This window comes from Sphingobacterium sp. UBA6317 (assembly GCF_002440385.1).
Classification (GTDB): domain Bacteria; phylum Bacteroidota; class Bacteroidia; order Sphingobacteriales; family Sphingobacteriaceae; genus Sphingobacterium; species Sphingobacterium multivorum.
Map to the genome: position 1 here is coordinate 25387 of NZ_DJTD01000028.1, position 16375 is coordinate 41761.

The 16375-nt window shown below is 38.2% G+C and carries 11 protein-coding genes; 9 read left to right on the plus strand and 2 right to left on the minus strand.

All coding sequences use genetic code 11. The annotated features are described in order from the left end of the window. Positions 1 to 102: 102 nt before the first annotated feature. Both B3E92_RS08155 and B3E92_RS08160 read left to right on the plus strand, forming a co-directional pair. A complete protein-coding gene (locus tag B3E92_RS08155) occupies positions 103 to 1365 on the plus strand; it encodes a right-handed parallel beta-helix repeat-containing protein (protein ID WP_286896155.1) in 1263 nt (420 codons plus the stop codon). Between the two features lie 13 nt (positions 1366 to 1378). After that, entirely contained in the window at positions 1379 to 2449 is a 1071-nt protein-coding gene (locus B3E92_RS08160; protein ID WP_286896157.1) for a phytase, read from the plus strand. A 119-nt stretch (positions 2450 to 2568) separates the two neighbouring features. On the opposite strand, the gene B3E92_RS08165 is transcribed toward B3E92_RS08160, so the two are convergent. Continuing rightward, a complete protein-coding gene (locus B3E92_RS08165; RefSeq protein ID WP_286896159.1) occupies positions 2569 to 4596 on the minus strand; it encodes a PAS domain-containing sensor histidine kinase in 2028 nt (675 codons plus the stop codon). 338 nt (positions 4597 to 4934) lie between these two features. Here B3E92_RS08165 and B3E92_RS08170 point away from each other — a divergent pair, with 338 nt between their 5' ends. Further along, a complete protein-coding gene (locus tag B3E92_RS08170; protein WP_070563855.1) occupies positions 4935 to 5603 on the plus strand; it encodes a response regulator in 669 nt (222 codons plus the stop codon). Between the two features lie 63 nt (positions 5604 to 5666). On the opposite strand, the gene lgt is transcribed toward B3E92_RS08170, so the two are convergent. Next, positions 5667 to 6485, minus strand: coding sequence for a prolipoprotein diacylglyceryl transferase (gene lgt, locus B3E92_RS08175; protein WP_286896160.1), 819 nt, complete (start codon positions 6483 to 6485; stop codon positions 5667 to 5669). 504 nt (positions 6486 to 6989) lie between these two features. Between lgt and B3E92_RS08180 the strand changes: the two genes are divergently transcribed. The 6 genes from B3E92_RS08180 to B3E92_RS08205 all read left to right on the plus strand — a co-directional run bounded on the left by B3E92_RS08180 (position 6990) and on the right by B3E92_RS08205 (position 16150). Continuing rightward, positions 6990 to 8867, plus strand: coding sequence for a sensor histidine kinase (locus B3E92_RS08180; RefSeq protein WP_286896161.1), 1878 nt, complete (start codon positions 6990 to 6992; stop codon positions 8865 to 8867). A gap of 12 nt (positions 8868 to 8879) precedes the next feature. Next, the gene (locus B3E92_RS08185) at positions 8880 to 9614 is read left to right on the plus strand and encodes a LytR/AlgR family response regulator transcription factor (RefSeq protein ID WP_046673530.1); all 735 of its coding nucleotides are present in this window, start codon (positions 8880 to 8882) and stop codon (positions 9612 to 9614) included. A 121-nt stretch (positions 9615 to 9735) separates the two neighbouring features. Continuing rightward, positions 9736 to 10476, plus strand: a complete 741-nt coding sequence (locus tag B3E92_RS08190) for an ImuA family protein (protein ID WP_286896163.1) — start codon at positions 9736 to 9738, stop codon at positions 10474 to 10476. 2 nt (positions 10477 to 10478) lie between these two features. Further along, the gene (locus tag B3E92_RS08195) at positions 10479 to 11978 is read left to right on the plus strand and encodes a Y-family DNA polymerase (protein WP_286896164.1); all 1500 of its coding nucleotides are present in this window, start codon (positions 10479 to 10481) and stop codon (positions 11976 to 11978) included. A 2-nt stretch (positions 11979 to 11980) separates the two neighbouring features. Next, positions 11981 to 15121 (plus strand): error-prone DNA polymerase, encoded by a 3141-nt coding sequence (locus B3E92_RS08200; protein WP_286896167.1) that lies wholly within the window; start codon positions 11981 to 11983, stop codon positions 15119 to 15121. Positions 15122 to 15202: 81 nt separating this feature from the next. Beyond that, positions 15203 to 16150, plus strand: coding sequence for a hypothetical protein (locus tag B3E92_RS08205; protein WP_286896169.1), 948 nt, complete (start codon positions 15203 to 15205; stop codon positions 16148 to 16150). Positions 16151 to 16375: the final 225 nt, after the last annotated feature.

Here is a 16375-nt window from a genome sequence, read left to right on the forward strand (position 1 = left end):
TGAAATAACAACAGTTTGTTTCGGTGAAGCTTTCCCTTTTTTGGAACGATCAAGTTTTGAACAAGTATGATTCGCTTCATCATTAAAATTAAATATATACAGATGAAAAATAAATGTATTTTATCGTTTCTAGCATTTTTTATCGTGGTGTTAAGCGCCTGTGAAAAAGCAAATATTGATGTTGATACTGCTGATGCCGATGGAAGTGCTATCGGCGAGGTCTCCGGTGTGTGGAGTAAGGGGAGTGTGCAGCATATTAAGGGGGATATTATTATTCCCGAAGGTAAGACACTAACGATTGAGGAAGGCGTAACTGTATTGATGGATTCTGTCAATAAGCCTGAAATTGTTGTTTTGGGTAATTTATATGCGTTTGGTACAGCTGAAAATCCTGTCAAGTTTACGGTTGAAGATGGGTATAAGACGAAGACGAATGAATTTGGCAAATTATGGGGAGGAATTTTAGCCGCCCCAAGCTGTCAGGAACTTGTTTTGGACAATACCATCATAGAGTATGGGGGTGCAATTACATCAGACGCGTCAACTTCTGTAAAGATGGGCTTGTATAAAAAAGTGTCTGGTGAAGCTTTACCAGCGCTATGGTTTTCTAATCCAAATGGAAAACTAGTGGTTCAAAATAGTACGGTAAGTCATTTTCACGAAGACTGCACGTATATTGAAGGAGGAAAAATCATTTTTGCTAACAACCGTTTCTTTTCCAATGGGGTGACAGGTGGAGAAGCGATGAATTTCAAATCCGGATGTCTTGCAGATGTTGCTTATAACCTAGTGTATAGTGTAAATACCAATGCATTAAAACTGTCCAATTCAGGAGACCGTACACCCCAGGCTTATATTATTGTTTACAATAATACCATGCTCAACACTGGATGGCGCAGACCGACAGCCAAAGGAGGTTCGATTTGGTTAGAAGCATCTGTCAGAGCCGAGATTTACAATAATCTTTTTGCTAATACGCGGTTTGGAGTCAAGCGCGACCCGAAAAAGCCAGAAGATAACCGTTCTGTGTCAAGTAATAACTGGTACTATGGTTACAGCCAATTGAATGTAGATCAGTTTCAGGTCGGCAAAAATGATATTGTAGGCGGTAGTAATGATATTAGAGGTAAAGCGGCAGGAGATAATAATCCTAAATTTATAGCCTATCCTTTGGAAACCTCAGTCGACAACTATCTGTTTGACTCCACCTGGGATTTTCATCTCCAAGGGAATTCACCTGCATTAAAGGCTGGTACCCTTGCTTTTAAACCTCATTTTACGAGTGGCCTGGTGATGTCAAACGGTCTAATCTATAGTTCTCCCCAGCCAGCAGCATATGTTGGGGCATTCGGTTCCAAATTCTAATTTACTTCATATAATGACAAATTTAAAAACAATACTAACACTAACTTTGGGAGCATCAACCCTGCTTCAAATGGCATGCGAAAATGCGCAAACAAATAATATAGAATCAGTTAAGCCCGTTGTTGTGACTGATGCTGTACGTTATGATTCGGATGATCCCGCAATTTGGATCAATAAGAGCGATCCGAGCAAGAGTTTGATTATAGCAACGGATAAAGATGCCGATGGAGCTTTATTCGTGTACGATTTACAGGGTAAAACGGTCAAAGAAAAAGTGGTTTCCAATTTAAAACGACCAAACAATGTTGATGTAGCCTACGGTTTGGTATTGGGAGGGAAACCTGTCGATATCGCCGTCACAACAGAGCGTATGACCCATAAATTGCGTGTCTTTTCATTACCCGATATGAAACCGATCGATCAAGGGGGACTGGATATGTTTGTTAGCGAGACTGAACCGGAATTTAGGGACCTGATGGGGATTGCCCTATATACTTCCCCAAAAGGAGAGATCTATGCTATTGTTGGACGGAAAAATGGACCAAAAGAAGGCTATTTGGGTCAATATTTATTGGAGGATAATGGTTCTGGTACGGTAAAAGCTACATTAGTTCGCAAATTTGGTTCATTTAGTGGAAAGAAAGAGATCGAGGCGATAGCGGTGGACAATGAGCTTGGATATATTTACTATTCGGACGAACAAATTGGCGTAAAACAATACTATGCCGATCCAGCAAAGGGAAACCAACAGTTGGCATTATTTGCTACAACAGGTTTTAAAGAAGATCATGAAGGTATTTCGATTTATAAATTGACCGATAGTACCGGATATATCTTGGTGTCGGACCAAGGTGCAAATCGTTTTCAAGTCTTTAGTCGGGAAGGAACCCAAAGCAATCCTTTCGAACACAAATATCTGAAGACTGTACCGGTTATGGCAACACAAAGTGATGGTTCAGAAACGACCTCCTTTAATTTAAATGAAACCTTTAAACATGGCTTGTTTGTTACTATGAGCGACGATAAAACATTCCATTACTATCGATGGGAAGATATTGCCGAAGCGGATTTGAAAAAGAAATAGGTTATAGAATAAGTGCTAGAGCAACAGTTGTTATTTGATTTCAGCTGTTGCTTTTTTTTGCTATTGGTAATATTTGTTTGCTATTGGTAATATTTGTTTAAAATACCTCGCGTTATGCTTTATGCACTGAGCGGAATTTTAAACCAAAAGGTTGATCCTTGACCAATCTGGCTGTTGACACCAATTTCTCCTTGATGTTTTTGAATAATTTCTTTGCAAATAAACAGCCCAATGCCAAATCCCGACGCGTAACGATCTGCATCGTCATTTACACGATAGAATTTGTTGAATATTTGTTTCTGATCCTTGTGATTGATGCCTTTTCCTTGGTCTTTGATCTCGACTTCAAAATAACCTGATTGTATTGCCACATGCAGGGTAATTGTTGAATTACTGGGTGAATATTTAATGGCATTGTCCATGAAGTTGATTAGCACTTGTTCGATTTTATCACGATCGGCAATAATCTCCAAATTCGAATCTATTGCTCCAGTATAATGGATGAAGTGCTTTACCGATTTTAAAGAATAGATATTTTGAATATAATCGATTAAAGAGCAAATGTTAAATGTCTTTTTGCGAAGCACTAGCTTACCCTCATTTAATTGAGTAACATTTAAAAAGCCGTCAATTAAACCGCGCATACGCGTTGCTTGCTCATTCGATTGGTGGAGATATTGCATGCGCTTTTCGGTGCTCAGTGTATCTTCTTTGGCCTGAAGTAATTGGATATAGGCAATTAGTGAGGTCAACGGTGTTTTAAGTTCGTGACTTGCGATACTAATAAAGTCTAGTTTTTTCCTTTCTTCTTCCTTGTCATTGGTGCTGTCTATTATAGCGCCGTAGATCATATGTCTTGTTGTATCCGATTCCAATTGACTTCCACCTATTGACCTTAACCATTTTATCTTACCTGTTTTTTTATCTTTTATTTCACATTGACAATCGAAAGGAGATTGTTTATGTGTTACTTCCAGAAAAACATCATGGATGATAGTTCTGTACTGAGGCAGTATTTGGTCGAAAAAGTCAGCTTCTTTGATGTTGTCTTGCTGATCGAAGCCAAATAATTCACGGCAGCGATCATTGAGTTCCATTGTTTTGGTTTCCATGTCAATAGAAAATATACCGATACCGGCGGCTTCTACGATCATTCTAAACTGTTGATCTCTTTTGGCGATAAGTTGATGAATTGTTTCAAGCTTTTCGTGTTCTTGATGCTGGGTGGTAATATCTATAGCGGTACCTGCAAACCATTCGGGTTGTTGGTCTTGGTCAAAGTATACTCTTCCTTTACAGTGCAACCACCGTAACTGAAGATCTTGTGCTCCAATGGTTCTAAACTGTACGTCATAAACACCTTTGTTTTGATAAGTCAGTGATTTTTTTACTTCCTGATCGATTCTATTCCTATCTTCTGGATGAATATATTTAAGGACTTCATTGTATGGAACATACTCACCTTTCGCAAACCCAAAGAGTTCCCGAGTCCGTTCATCCCAATTTACTAAGTAATTTTTACAATTTAAGGTCCATGTTCCCATCTCGGCCGACTGTAAAGCAAAATGATAATGTTCTTCACTCTCAATGATTTTCTTGAGTGCCCCCTTAAGTTTTTCATTGAGATCTTCAGTATGTTTAGATGACAAGGTGTAATTATTCGTTGGGCTCTTATAGTGTTTTCCTGCTATAAGATATTTTTGAGTTAATAAATCTTGTAGCAATTTTCGTTCAATGGTATTTTTTTCCTGCGTTTGTGGGTACTTGTCTTCATTTTCAGGTATCAGTCTATTTTGATTAAATATGCCATAAATTTCACCTTTTTCATCGATGAGCGGATGATATTCAAAAGTGTGCGTATAACCTAGTGAAGCCTGATTTTCCGTTTTGAGTTTAATCCTTATCTTTTCAATGACCGCAGTTTTTCCGTTTATCCAGACATTTTTCAGGAGGGGGATATAGGGTGTTAAATCTTCTCGTTGAAGACAATTTTCAAGACACTGCCCAATAATACGCTGATCACAACCCCAAAGTTTTAACATGTTAGTGCTTGCATAAGAAATATGGAGTTCTGCACTATCATAAATTGCGCAGGCATCCAATGAAGAGGTTAGAACGGCTAAAATATCTTTATCTGAACATATCATAACATAGCAAAAATTAAGTATTGATTAAAGCGATATCGCTATAGCTTGATTTAATAGCATACAAATATTGTTCCTTTCTCATGAGTTTTCGCTCTATCCATAAATGACCGGAGTTGTCGTACGGGATGAAATCCACTATTTTATTTGCTAGTTGATCCTGTGGGCTGTTTAATGTGAACTCATCATGTCGACAGTAGACTGGATAGAAAGTTGTATCTTTATTTTGTTTATGCAGTCTGTTTCTTTTTTATTTCAAATAGCGAATATGATAAATTATCGTTGCAGTATAAGTTTGGAAGAAAATAGAATTGAAAGTTTTTATTTAAATGCCATAGAAGATGAATACGGTTAAGATACTATTGGTTGAAGATCACATGGTCGTACGGAATGGTATTAAACTACTTTTAGAATCCCAGGGTGAATTTACGGTGATAGGCGAGGCATCTGATGGTGCAGAAGCGCTGTCTATATTGGCGAATGGTTTAGCTCCTGATATTGTTTTAACTGATATAAACATGGAGCATATGGACGGGATGGAGCTTTTAAAAATCATCAGTCAAAAATATCCATTGGTCAAAGTTGTGATATTGTCTATGCTAAATCAAATTCATTATGTTGTTGAAGGTTTTGAACATGGTCTTTCAGGCTACCTGTTGAAAAATATAGGTTACAATGAATTACTTTTTGGATTAAAGCATGTCGCTGAAGGCGGACGCTATATGAGCGAAGAAATTAGTATAGCCCTGCTTGAACAAGTTTCTTCCGGTCAAGTTTATAGGGATGCGGGCTCGAATATCATCCTCGATCTGGAAATAAACGATCGCGAGCTAGAAGTATTAGAGTTAATCGCTGACGGTTTTACAAATTTAGAAATTGCAGATAAAATCTTTTTGAGTAAGCGTACTGTTGAAGGATATCGGCAGAGCTTGATAGATAAAACAAGGGTAAAAAATACCGCGGAATTAGTAAAATATGCTTTTCAACATGGCTTATTAAAAAAGTCATGATAACCATTTCTGTATTTGGTGAGCATGACGTAGCGGGCTATTATTGGAAGTCCGCGCATGCTATTACGTTATATTCGGTATTCTTTCTCGACAACGATTGAAAATAAATAGACCAGCTCCAATAAGAATGAAGGGTATACTAAGCAGCTGTCCCATATTGATCAATAAGGAGTCTTCAAAATGCTCTTGATTGATTTTCAAAAACTCATCTAAAAACCTGAACGAAAACAGCAAAACCAACAGCAAGGCGAAATAGTTTCCATTGTTACGTCGAAGCTTGTTTTCTTTCCATAAAAGATATAACAATACGAATAATAAGAGACAAAATAAGGCTTCATAAAGCTGTGCTGGATGCCGGGGGATAGTATCGATATGGGTAAACACAAAGGCCCAAGGTAAGCTACTTGCTGTGCCAATCATTTCAGAGTTCATTAAGTTGCCCAATCGAATGCAAACACCAGCTAAAGGGACGACCAAAGCAATCCGATCTGCAAGCCAGAGAAAAGGAAGTTGCTGTTTTTTTGCAAATAAATAGATTGCGATTAGTATGCCTATACCACCACCGTGGCTTGCCAGCCCACCTTCCCATATGGCTAATATTTTTAAGGGATTATTGAGGTAATAACCGGGATCGTAAAATAATACATGCCCTAGTCTAGCGCCAATGACAGTACCAAAAACAATATAAATGGTTAGTTGATCTAAAAACTCGGGTGGCCGACCTTCTTTCTTAAATAATGATCCTAATATCTTATAACATAATACAATACCCAATAACCAAAATAGTCCGTACCAGCGAATAGGGTGTTCAATAAGTGGAATAACAAAGATATCACTATCTATAGTCCAGTTTATGTAAGTAAAGATTAGGTTATTTACCATATTACGTTTTAGCGTGATGCTTTATGATATAAGTATGTGGTATGGCTATTTCGTTACACGTTTTGATAAAAAAACGAAATTCTCTTTATCGATGCAAATATTGAGTCATATATTGCGATTATTAAATAGTAAGTTTTCATTGTTGACCAATTTGTATGTTTGTAGGAAGTAAAAGAAAATTAACTCTATCTGCGATCAATAATTGCACTCGGTGTTTTTACTGAGGAAGAATATTAACATAAGTATCAGTGGGGTTAAATACTTTTGAAAGTATATATTGGTTTTTTTGATAATATTCCGATATTCGACAATAGATAACATGATATGGATAGTAGTGCCTTGCCTATTTTTTTATAGCTGTTGATATCTTGTGAAAGCTTATTATAGTTAATGAAGGAGGTAATGGAAAAATATAAGACCTTCATGTAAATTTAAACAGATAGTTATATTCTGATGATACGAAATTTGACAAGATTTACTTTTTGTTTTTTATCTCTCGTGCTAATGGCACAGTTACTTTCTTGTTATCAAATTGACCGTCAGACGTCTAGAAATAATGCGCATACTGAAGATAAGGCACTTGATTTAACCTATCAGGACAAATTATTAAAATTTCTCGCTCTACAGGATTTTAGGGATCAATCTATTATAGCAAAGGAGACAACGGAGTTTGCTAAGGATAGATATTTTAATATTTCTGGCTATAATTGGATTTTTTTGGCGTATAACTACTTGTTGGATGATAAAATTGATTCAATAGAAATTGCGCTGAAAAACCTTGATGGGAGAACAATGTCTCCCGATTTGCATGTTCTGAAGGATTACTTTAAAATAAGAGCTAATTTTAGTTTTAATGATGTGACTACTATTGGCATCATGGAACAAATTATCGATGCGAAAGAATATGCATTAGCAAATAAAAGTAGGTTTAGTTTTCTTTTTTTTAATCTATTGGCCAATGCAAATTATCGCCGCGCTGATTATAACCAGGCACTCAAAGATAACGAGTCGTGGTATTATTATCATCCCAACAGATCCGACCCACATGTTGCACAGGCCTATCAGGAGATTAAATTTATACAGTATATTGAATTGCATGATTTTGAGAAATTAAAATTAACACTGGATAGCTGCAGATATTATGCAAATAAAACGGCTGATTCTGCTATTATTATGCGCATGTATAATTTACAGGCGCAGTATTTTTTTAGCATAGGTAATAGTCGAAAAGCAGTAGAGGCATCCCAAAAGTATTTTAATTATTTATCTTCAAGCAAGGCGCTCAATGCCTATGCGTATGCGAATTTGGCAAAAAATTTTTTGAATAATCATCAAGTGGACTCGGCGATCTATTATTTCAATGCTGGATTGCAGTTTATCAAAACACATAAAGGCAAGCAAAATAAATTATTCTATTACCAGAATCTACAAGTAGCACACGCATTAAAAGGAGATTATGAACGGGCTTATTTTACCTTAGATTCAGCCTATCAGGATTATAAAAATAGCACAAAAAGTATTGAAAATGATCGTATCAATGAGATCAATACACGATATGAAACTGAAAAAAAGGACCAGGCTATTCAGCTTTTAAAAACAACAAATGCCTTCAACCATCAGATTATGGTCCAACAGCGTTGGATTTTTGTTATTTTATTTGCGCTGATCTTTAGTATTGCATTCTTCATTTATTATCGGAATAAACAAAAGTTGTTGAAAAATATTAATCAGCGTATAGTTGCCGAAAACAGACAATTAATTTTAGAGCAAAAGACACGACAAAACCAGCTTAATCCGCATTTTATTTATAATGCTATAGCTAATTTGCAAGGTTTGATCAGTAGTGAACAAAAAGCAAAAGCAAATCAATACCTCATCCTGTTGTCCCGTCAAATTCGTGATATACTCGAATTAAATAGGGAGGAGTATATTTCTTTGGATCAAGAAATTAAATCATTAAAGAATTATATACTTTTACAGCAGATGCGCTATCAAGATGTATTTGATTTTGAAATTGAGAGCGGTAATTTGGATGTGGACGATGTCATGATTCCCCCCATGTTGATTCAGCCGTTTGTTGAAAACGCTATTGAACATGCTTTCAAAAATTTAAATTATCGCGGACAGTTACAAATTCTTTTTAATCAGCAAGCAGATCAATTGCATATTGTTATCAGTGATAATGGTTGGGGAATGCGCACACATAAAAAAGAGAATGCGCACAAGACATCTCTTTCACAGGTGATTACCAAAGAGCGTCTTGAACTTTTATTTACTGATCCAAAGCAAAAAGCAAGGATTGAAATAAAACCCAATTATAAAGAGGATAAAAGTGGATATCGTGTAGAAATTTATATCCCACTTGTTTTATATTTTAATTAAATACGTGAAATTATGAAAGTTTATATTCTTGAAGACGAGCATAACATCTATCTGTATATTAAGTCTCTGTTAGATGCGATACCCTATGTTCAGATAGTAGGTTATAGTCCCTCTATTGCCCAGGCAGAACGTGAATTGCTTGAATCTAATCCAGATCTTATTTTAGCCGATATTCAATTGAAAGACGGATCCAGTTTATCCTTCCTTTCAGAACTGAAATTGGATATTAATACCATCTTTATAACAGCATTTAACCAGTATGCCATAGAAGCCCTAAATATAGGTGCCATTGCGTATTTATTAAAGCCATTAGTCCCAGAACAATTTATGGAAGCTATTGAAAAATGTTATAAAAAAAATACGGAATTTAAGTTCAATAGCATGCAATTAAGCATGGCCGAAAGCTATCTGAAATCTCCAAGTAGACCTCGTAAGATAGCGCTTCGTACATTTGAATATACCCAGATCGTGAATATTGATGATATTCTTTATTGTCATGGAGATAAAGGGTATACTACATTTTATATCAAAGACAATAAACCGATGATGGTTTCAAAAGTCCTTAAACATTTTGAAACGATGCTTCCTGAATCTGAATTTATTCGTTGTCATCAATCTTATTTAATCAATGCCAATTATATTAAAAAATATTTCAAGGATGGCCAAATAGAAATGTCTGATGGTAAAATGATTCCTGTTGCGACCAGAAAAAAAGATGTCATCCAACAATTCTTGAATGATATATAAGAATTGAAATAGTAAAGATTCCGTTTTAGCACTGTGTTTATTTGCTAAAAAATATAGCTTTCGTCTTTAATACTAAAATATTTAGTATTACATTTGTATGTACTATTAAATAGGAGGGGCTATGATGTTAGATGATAAACAAGCTTTGATTAGTAAACTTAAAAAAGACTTACTGTCGTGGCAGGGAGTAGCTCAAAGTTTGAATGATGAATGCGCTATAGATTTGGGGCCTTTGGAAAAAGCTTTTCCAAATGGAATCTTTCCCAAAGGTGTTATACATGAATTTGTTAGCTTTAACCGCATGGATAGTGCTGCTTCCTGTGGATTTATTGGTGCTTTGCTTGGAAAACTGATGCAAAATGATGGGATTTGTATTTGGATAGGCTCTATTCAAACGGTATTTCCTGCTGCTATCAAATCATTTGGAGTTGATCCGGCCTCGATTGTTTTTGTCTCCATGAAACGGGAAAGAGATGTTTTATGGGCAATGGAAGAAGCGTTGAAATGCCATGGTATAACAGCCGTATTGGCTGAAATACATCAGCTGGATTTTATTCAGTCAAGGCGCCTTCAACTTGCCGTAGAAAAAAGCCGGGTGACAGGATTTATACTTCAACATAACCCCAAGATCTTGTTGGCGACGAGTTGTGCTGCACGTTGGAAGGTTACTTCTTTACCTAGTCAATCGGATGATGGATTACCTGGTATTGGTTACCCCTGTTGGGAAGTAGAGCTGCTTAAGGTAAAAAATGGTAATCCAGCCAAAGGACAAATTATCTGGTCTCCACAAGGATTTAGAACATTCCTCAAAAAAGATGTGCAGATCACAGATTGGACCTATAATTATCAAAATTTAGGCTAGCCATGAAAAAAAGATTTGCGTCCCTTTGGTTTCGTTACTTAAAAACAGATTGGCTTACCGTCTGTAAGCCACATTTGCAGGATGATCCTGTTGTTTTGTCTGTCGCTGTGCAAGGAAAATTAATCGTTAGTGCGTGTAACGCATTTGCAGAGCAAGCGGGGATACACGCAGGTATGGCTATAGCAGATGCACGGGCATTTATTCCATCACTTAAAATCATCAAAGAGCAAGCTGGATTGGCTGAAAAATTACTCCATTCCATAGCAGATTGGTGCATAAGGTATACACCATGGGTTTCATTGGATGAGCCCGATGGAATTATGCTCGATATAAGTGGTTGTGCACATCTTTGGGGTGGAGAGGCAACTTACTTAACAAGTATTGTTTCTCAATTTAAACAACATGGTTATACTGTGCGCATGGGCATTGCTGATACCATTGGGGCCGCATGGGCTATCACACATTTTGGTTCTGAAAATACGATTATAAATGAACAGGCGCAGTCAGAGGCACTTTTTCCCTTGCACCCTGCAGCACTACGATTGGAAGAGGTTCAATTGAAAAGGTTGCAATCGCTTGGACTACAGTCAATAGGAAGTTTTGCAAAAATGCCGCGTTCAGTCTTGCGTAGAAGATTTGGTGACAGCCTATTACTTCGACTGGATCAGGCCATGGGGCTGGAAGATGAATTTGTTCTTCCTATAAAAGCTAATTTACCGTATGAAGAGCGATTACCTTGTCTCGAACCCATCTGTACAGCACATGGTATTGAACTGGCGCTGGAAGAGTTATTAAACAAGTTGTGTAAACGTTTGTCGGGAGAGGGGAAAGGATTACGTGCAGCTGAATTGAATTGCCACCGCGTGGATGGGAAATTAGAGACAATCAGCATTGAGACTAATCGTGCTACTGCCCAGGTCAAACATATCCTTCAATTATTTGCCATAAAGATTCCACAGATTGAACCGGCATTGGGGATTGAATTATTTACTTTGGAGGTTTCTAAAGTTGAAATCGCAGATCCTATTCAGGAAAATCTTTGGAACAATAGAATTGGCCTCAAAAACCCGGCAGTTACCGAACTGTTAGATCGCTTGAAAAGTAGGGACGCCAATTGTGAGATTTCACGCTATGTTCCGTCTGCACATTACTGGCCCGAGCGATCCATGAAAATAGCGACTACACTAGATGAGGTTGCAACTGTTGACTGGCAAATGGCAAGACCACGTCCGACGCGATTATTGAAGGTTCCGGAACGTATTATTGTTACCGCTCCCATACCCGATTATCCCCCCATCTTGTTCCGTTATAAGGGAGACACCTATACGATCAGAAAAGCAGATGGCCCCGAACGTATTGAGCGTGAATGGTGGATTGATCCAGGCGAACATCGGGATTACTATGCGGTAGAAGATCTGCAAGGCCGGCGTTTTTGGCTGTATCGTTCGGGGCATTATGACGGGCATACGGATCAATGGTTTATACACGGTTTTTTTGCTTAAGCATGGGCTATTGTGAATTACAGATAACAAGTAATTTTAGTTTTCTCGAAGGTGCTTCACACCCTGAGGAACTGATCGAAAGGGCTGCTCAATTAGGGTATCATGCTGTTGCAGTAACCGACCGTAATAGCCTTGCTGGGATCGTTCGTGCGCATATCGAGGCTAAGAAAGTAGGTATACGACTTATTCCTGCCTGTCGTTTAGATTTACAGGATGGCCCAAGTTTATTGGCCTACCCAACAGATAAAGAGGCTTATGGCCGACTCTCAACATTGTTAACTCTTGGAAATTTAAGGACCGAAAAAGGAAAATGCGAGTTATATAAAAACGATGTATTTCAATACGCTGAAGGGATTATATTCATTATTTGTCCACCTGAAAAATTGGTGTTGGGGTTTGAGCTTGAACATTCATTTATTGAGTTTGTTCAGGAATGTCAACAGCATCTCCAGGGCTATCTTAATCTAGGAATAAAAAAACTCTATCGTGGGGATGATGCTAAATTATTGTTTCGGATAAATCAGCTGGGCGAACAATTGGATATCCCGAGGGTGGTACTTGGTGATGTATATTATCATGTCCCTGAAAGGCGTGAATTGCAGGATATTTTAACCTGCATTCGTGAAAAATGTACGATACATACGGCTGGATTTCATTTACATCCTAATGCGGAGCGTTATCTCAAATCAATACCTGAAGTTGAACGTTTGTTTAGGCTGTATCCTGAGGCCGTAGCACAGAGTGTAAAAATAGCCAATGCTTGTCGTTTTGCCCTAGATGATTTGAAGTACATCTATCCAGATGAATTATCATCCCATGGTCGAACGACGCAGGAGGAATTAACTTATTTAACCTGGGAAGGGGCAAAAAAACGATTTGATGGTGATATTCCAGCAACAGTTCGTGAAACGATTCAAATGGAACTTGATTTTATCGAACGCAAAAATTATGCTTCTTATTTTTTAACTGTATACGATTATGTCCGGTTTGCAAAGGAAAAAGGAATTTTATGCCAGGGACGTGGATCGGCAGCAAATTCTACGGTCTGTTACTGTTTGGGCATTACTTCTGTTGACCCATCAAAATACAGGCTTTTATTTGCACGATTTATGTCCGATGCACGCGATGAACCGCCGGACATAGACGTCGACTTTGAACATGAGCGTCGAGAAGAAGTGATCCAGTATATTTATGAGAAATATGGTCGAAATCGTGCTGCTATCGTAGCAACTGTCACACAGGTCCGCTCCAAAGGCGCAATACGTGATGTTGGCAAGGCGATGGGGCTTTCCATGGATGCGGTAGGGCGTTTAGCAGGGGTAGTGAGTAGCCATTGGGACGATGATATCAATTTGGAACGTTTGGTTGAACAGGGCTTTAATCCCGAAGATCAACATTTGCGAAAAATTCTCGAATTGACGCACCAATATATTGGCTTTCCACGTCAATTGGGGCAGCATACTGGCGGCTTTGTTATTACGCAAGGTAATTTGCATGAGCTTTGTCCCTTAATAAATGCCCGCATGGATAATCGGACAAATCTCGAATGGAATAAAGATGATCTTGAGGCACTGGGTTTTCTAAAGGTTGATGTACTTGCTTTGGGGATGTTGACCTGTATACGCAAAGCTTTTGACCTCGCTAAAAAGCATTATGGAAAAGAGCTTACCCTGGCTGATATTGGGGCAAAAGACGATCCAAAGGTTTACGATATGATCTGTCATGCGGATACCTTAGGTGTATTCCAGATCGAAAGCCGGGCCCAGATGTCGATGTTGCCGCGATTAAAACCGCGCGAATTTTATGATCTGGTTATTGAGGTGGCTATCGTACGGCCTGGACCAATACAAGGCGATATGGTGCATCCTTATTTGCGTCGGCGAAATAAAGAGGAAGATGTCGATTATCCAAGTACAGAGATCCAAACCATTCTTGAAAAAACCTTGGGCGTACCCCTTTTTCAGGAGCAGGCCATGGAAATTGCCATTGTTGCTGCGGGATTTACTCCTGCAGAGGCCGACGAATTGCGCCGAAGCATGGCTACATTCAAAGCCAAAGGGCAGGTGTCGACTTTTCACAAAAAGATGGTCGATGGTATGGTAAAGAAAAACTATACGGAAGAGTTTGCAAATCGAGTTTTTAAGCAATTGGAAGGTTTTGGCAGTTACGGTTTTCCAGAGAGTCACGCAGCGTCTTTTGCATTACTGGTGTATGTGTCCTCATGGCTTAAGTATTACTATCCGGATATTTTTGCAGCATCCTTACTCAATAGTCAGCCCATGGGGTTCTATCAGCCAGCACAAATTGTTATTGATGCACAGAAACACGGTGTAAAAGTACGTCCTATTGATATCAATCATTCTTTGTGGGACAATACCTTAGAAGGAGAAATTGGAAAACCACATGACCTTCTATTAGGCTTACGTCAGATCAAAGGATTTTCAATGGAAGAGGCTGCTGTGCTGACACAAGGTCGGCAGTCCGCTTATGCATCCATTACTGGTATGATGGATGTTGGACTATCTCTTAATGCGTTGGAGAAGTTAGCTGATGCAGATGCCTTTACATCATTAGGTATTGACCGTCGGCAAGCACTTTGGGAAATTACAGCATTGGCGGATCGTCCGATTGCATTATTTGAAGGTCAACCCTCTGAAAGTATAGTAGAAGGACAGATCGAACTGCCATTGCTCACGAAAAGCCAACATGTAGTGGCCGACTATGCAAGAACCTCGCTATCCATTAAAGCACATCCCGTGAGTTTCTTGCGCGGTAAGCTTGATCTACTCCATGTCGTGCCCACAGCAAAATTAGGTCTGATCAAAAATAATATACTCGTGAAAATATGCGGATTGATTACGGTTAGACAACGACCAGGAACCTCTAAAGGTGTTTTATTTATCACCATTGAAGATGATACCGGTTTTGCAAATATTGTCGTTTGGAGTACTGTATTTGAAAAATATCGAAAAGAAATTCTTCGCGCAAAACTCCTGATGGTCGCGGGTAAAATTCAAGTTGAAGGAGAGGTTATTCATGTAATAGCAGAACGATGCTTTGATATGTCAGGTTTGTTAAAAGATCTGACAACAGATGGCGACAATGCTGCAGGTATTTTTCATAAGGGAAGAAATTTTCATTGATCTTTCATTTATTAATCTGATTTTTGATCTAAAATGTTTCAGTGCTAATCATAACGAAGCAATCCATAGAAATTAAACGGTATGACTAAAAATATTCTCGTAAATACAATCGAAATTGATAAAGCAACTATTCGTGAATTAATTAAACAGGGCGATGTCAATGCCGCAATTGATCTGGTTGCCACAGCGGCAAATGTAAAGTATAAAGCTGCCCGGGATATAGTGCAAATGTTTCAAGAAGATCATATTGATCTTTTTGATGGTAAAGACTTATTTTTAGGCGATTATGACCGGATTGAACATCGTGACGATGCTGACAGAGCAGATCACAAAAGATCTACATTTTTGGAAGTGGAAACAAATGAGCATGGCCGGACCAGTATTTGGAAGGCACTTTTTATTTTTTCTGTCCTTGCACTATTTGCTTTTGTTATCTTAAATTACGTTGTTGGTTTTAATCAAATAGGACATCATATTTCAGAACTTACGCAGTTATTCGATAAAAATGAAAGCTCAGCTGCTGCAGATGCTGACACATCCAAACAAAATATCGCCTTAAGTGTTGGAGCCACCCAGGTGGACGATGTTGAAGACCTCCATCCCGTTGATACAAATCTCTTACCAATGGATGTGAGGCAGGCCGAAATAGCACGAATATATCAGGCTCAGTTCGACCGATTGAACCCCGCAAAACATTCGCCAACGGATGAAGATGCACAGCTTGCTTTAATTCACCTTACCAAAGGACGGTTGACGGACCTTATTATTCAACAAAAATTAAGTGTAAAAATAGGGAAGTGTTATGAAAACCTGGCTATGAAAGATAAGGGAACTTGCGTGAGTTGCATGATACTACTTTATAATAGAGCGCAGAAAAAATGGCAAGAAGCACCCGATGGGGAAAATTTCCTGCGTAATGCTTATGACTTTTACTTGTCCCCTGATTCAGATTTGTGGGAAGCTGGTCCCTTGAGTATGCGCATACCCTATGATTATGCTTTAGTGAACAAATATAAGGCAGCAAATTAGCGGCCTTAACCCTTATATAAAATAAGATAAAACAGCTAAACCCCATACAAATTACCTGCTATTTTATCTTTTGTGAAGGTAAATAAGCTATTGCACCTAGGACAAATAAGAGCAATATGACCGATAGTGCGATCGAGTAGCCATAAGCTGATGAAATATGCTGCCAAATGAAAAATTTATTTTCTTTTTGATGTAGAATTACACCGACGATAAATGTGATTCCCA

Excerpts from the sequence above, each read along its gene's own strand:
- B3E92_RS08155 (WP_286896155.1), top strand. The coding sequence starts at position 103 with ATGAAAAATAAATGTATTTTATCGTTTCTAGCATTTTTTATCGTGGTG.
- B3E92_RS08160 (WP_286896157.1), top strand. The coding sequence starts at position 1,379 with ATGACAAATTTAAAAACAATACTAACACTAACTTTGGGAGCATCAACC.
- B3E92_RS08165 (WP_286896159.1), bottom strand. The coding sequence starts at position 4,596 with ATGATATGTTCAGATAAAGATATTTTAGCCGTTCTAACCTCTTCATTG.
- B3E92_RS08170 (WP_070563855.1), top strand. The coding sequence starts at position 4,935 with ATGAATACGGTTAAGATACTATTGGTTGAAGATCACATGGTCGTACGG.
- lgt (WP_286896160.1), bottom strand. The coding sequence starts at position 6,485 with ATGGTAAATAACCTAATCTTTACTTACATAAACTGGACTATAGATAGT.
- B3E92_RS08180 (WP_286896161.1), top strand. The coding sequence starts at position 6,990 with ATGGCACAGTTACTTTCTTGTTATCAAATTGACCGTCAGACGTCTAGA.
- B3E92_RS08185 (WP_046673530.1), top strand. The coding sequence starts at position 8,880 with ATGAAAGTTTATATTCTTGAAGACGAGCATAACATCTATCTGTATATT.
- B3E92_RS08190 (WP_286896163.1), top strand. The coding sequence starts at position 9,736 with ATGATGTTAGATGATAAACAAGCTTTGATTAGTAAACTTAAAAAAGAC.
- B3E92_RS08195 (WP_286896164.1), top strand. The coding sequence starts at position 10,479 with ATGAAAAAAAGATTTGCGTCCCTTTGGTTTCGTTACTTAAAAACAGAT.
- B3E92_RS08200 (WP_286896167.1), top strand. The coding sequence starts at position 11,981 with ATGGGCTATTGTGAATTACAGATAACAAGTAATTTTAGTTTTCTCGAA.
- B3E92_RS08205 (WP_286896169.1), top strand. The coding sequence starts at position 15,203 with ATGACTAAAAATATTCTCGTAAATACAATCGAAATTGATAAAGCAACT.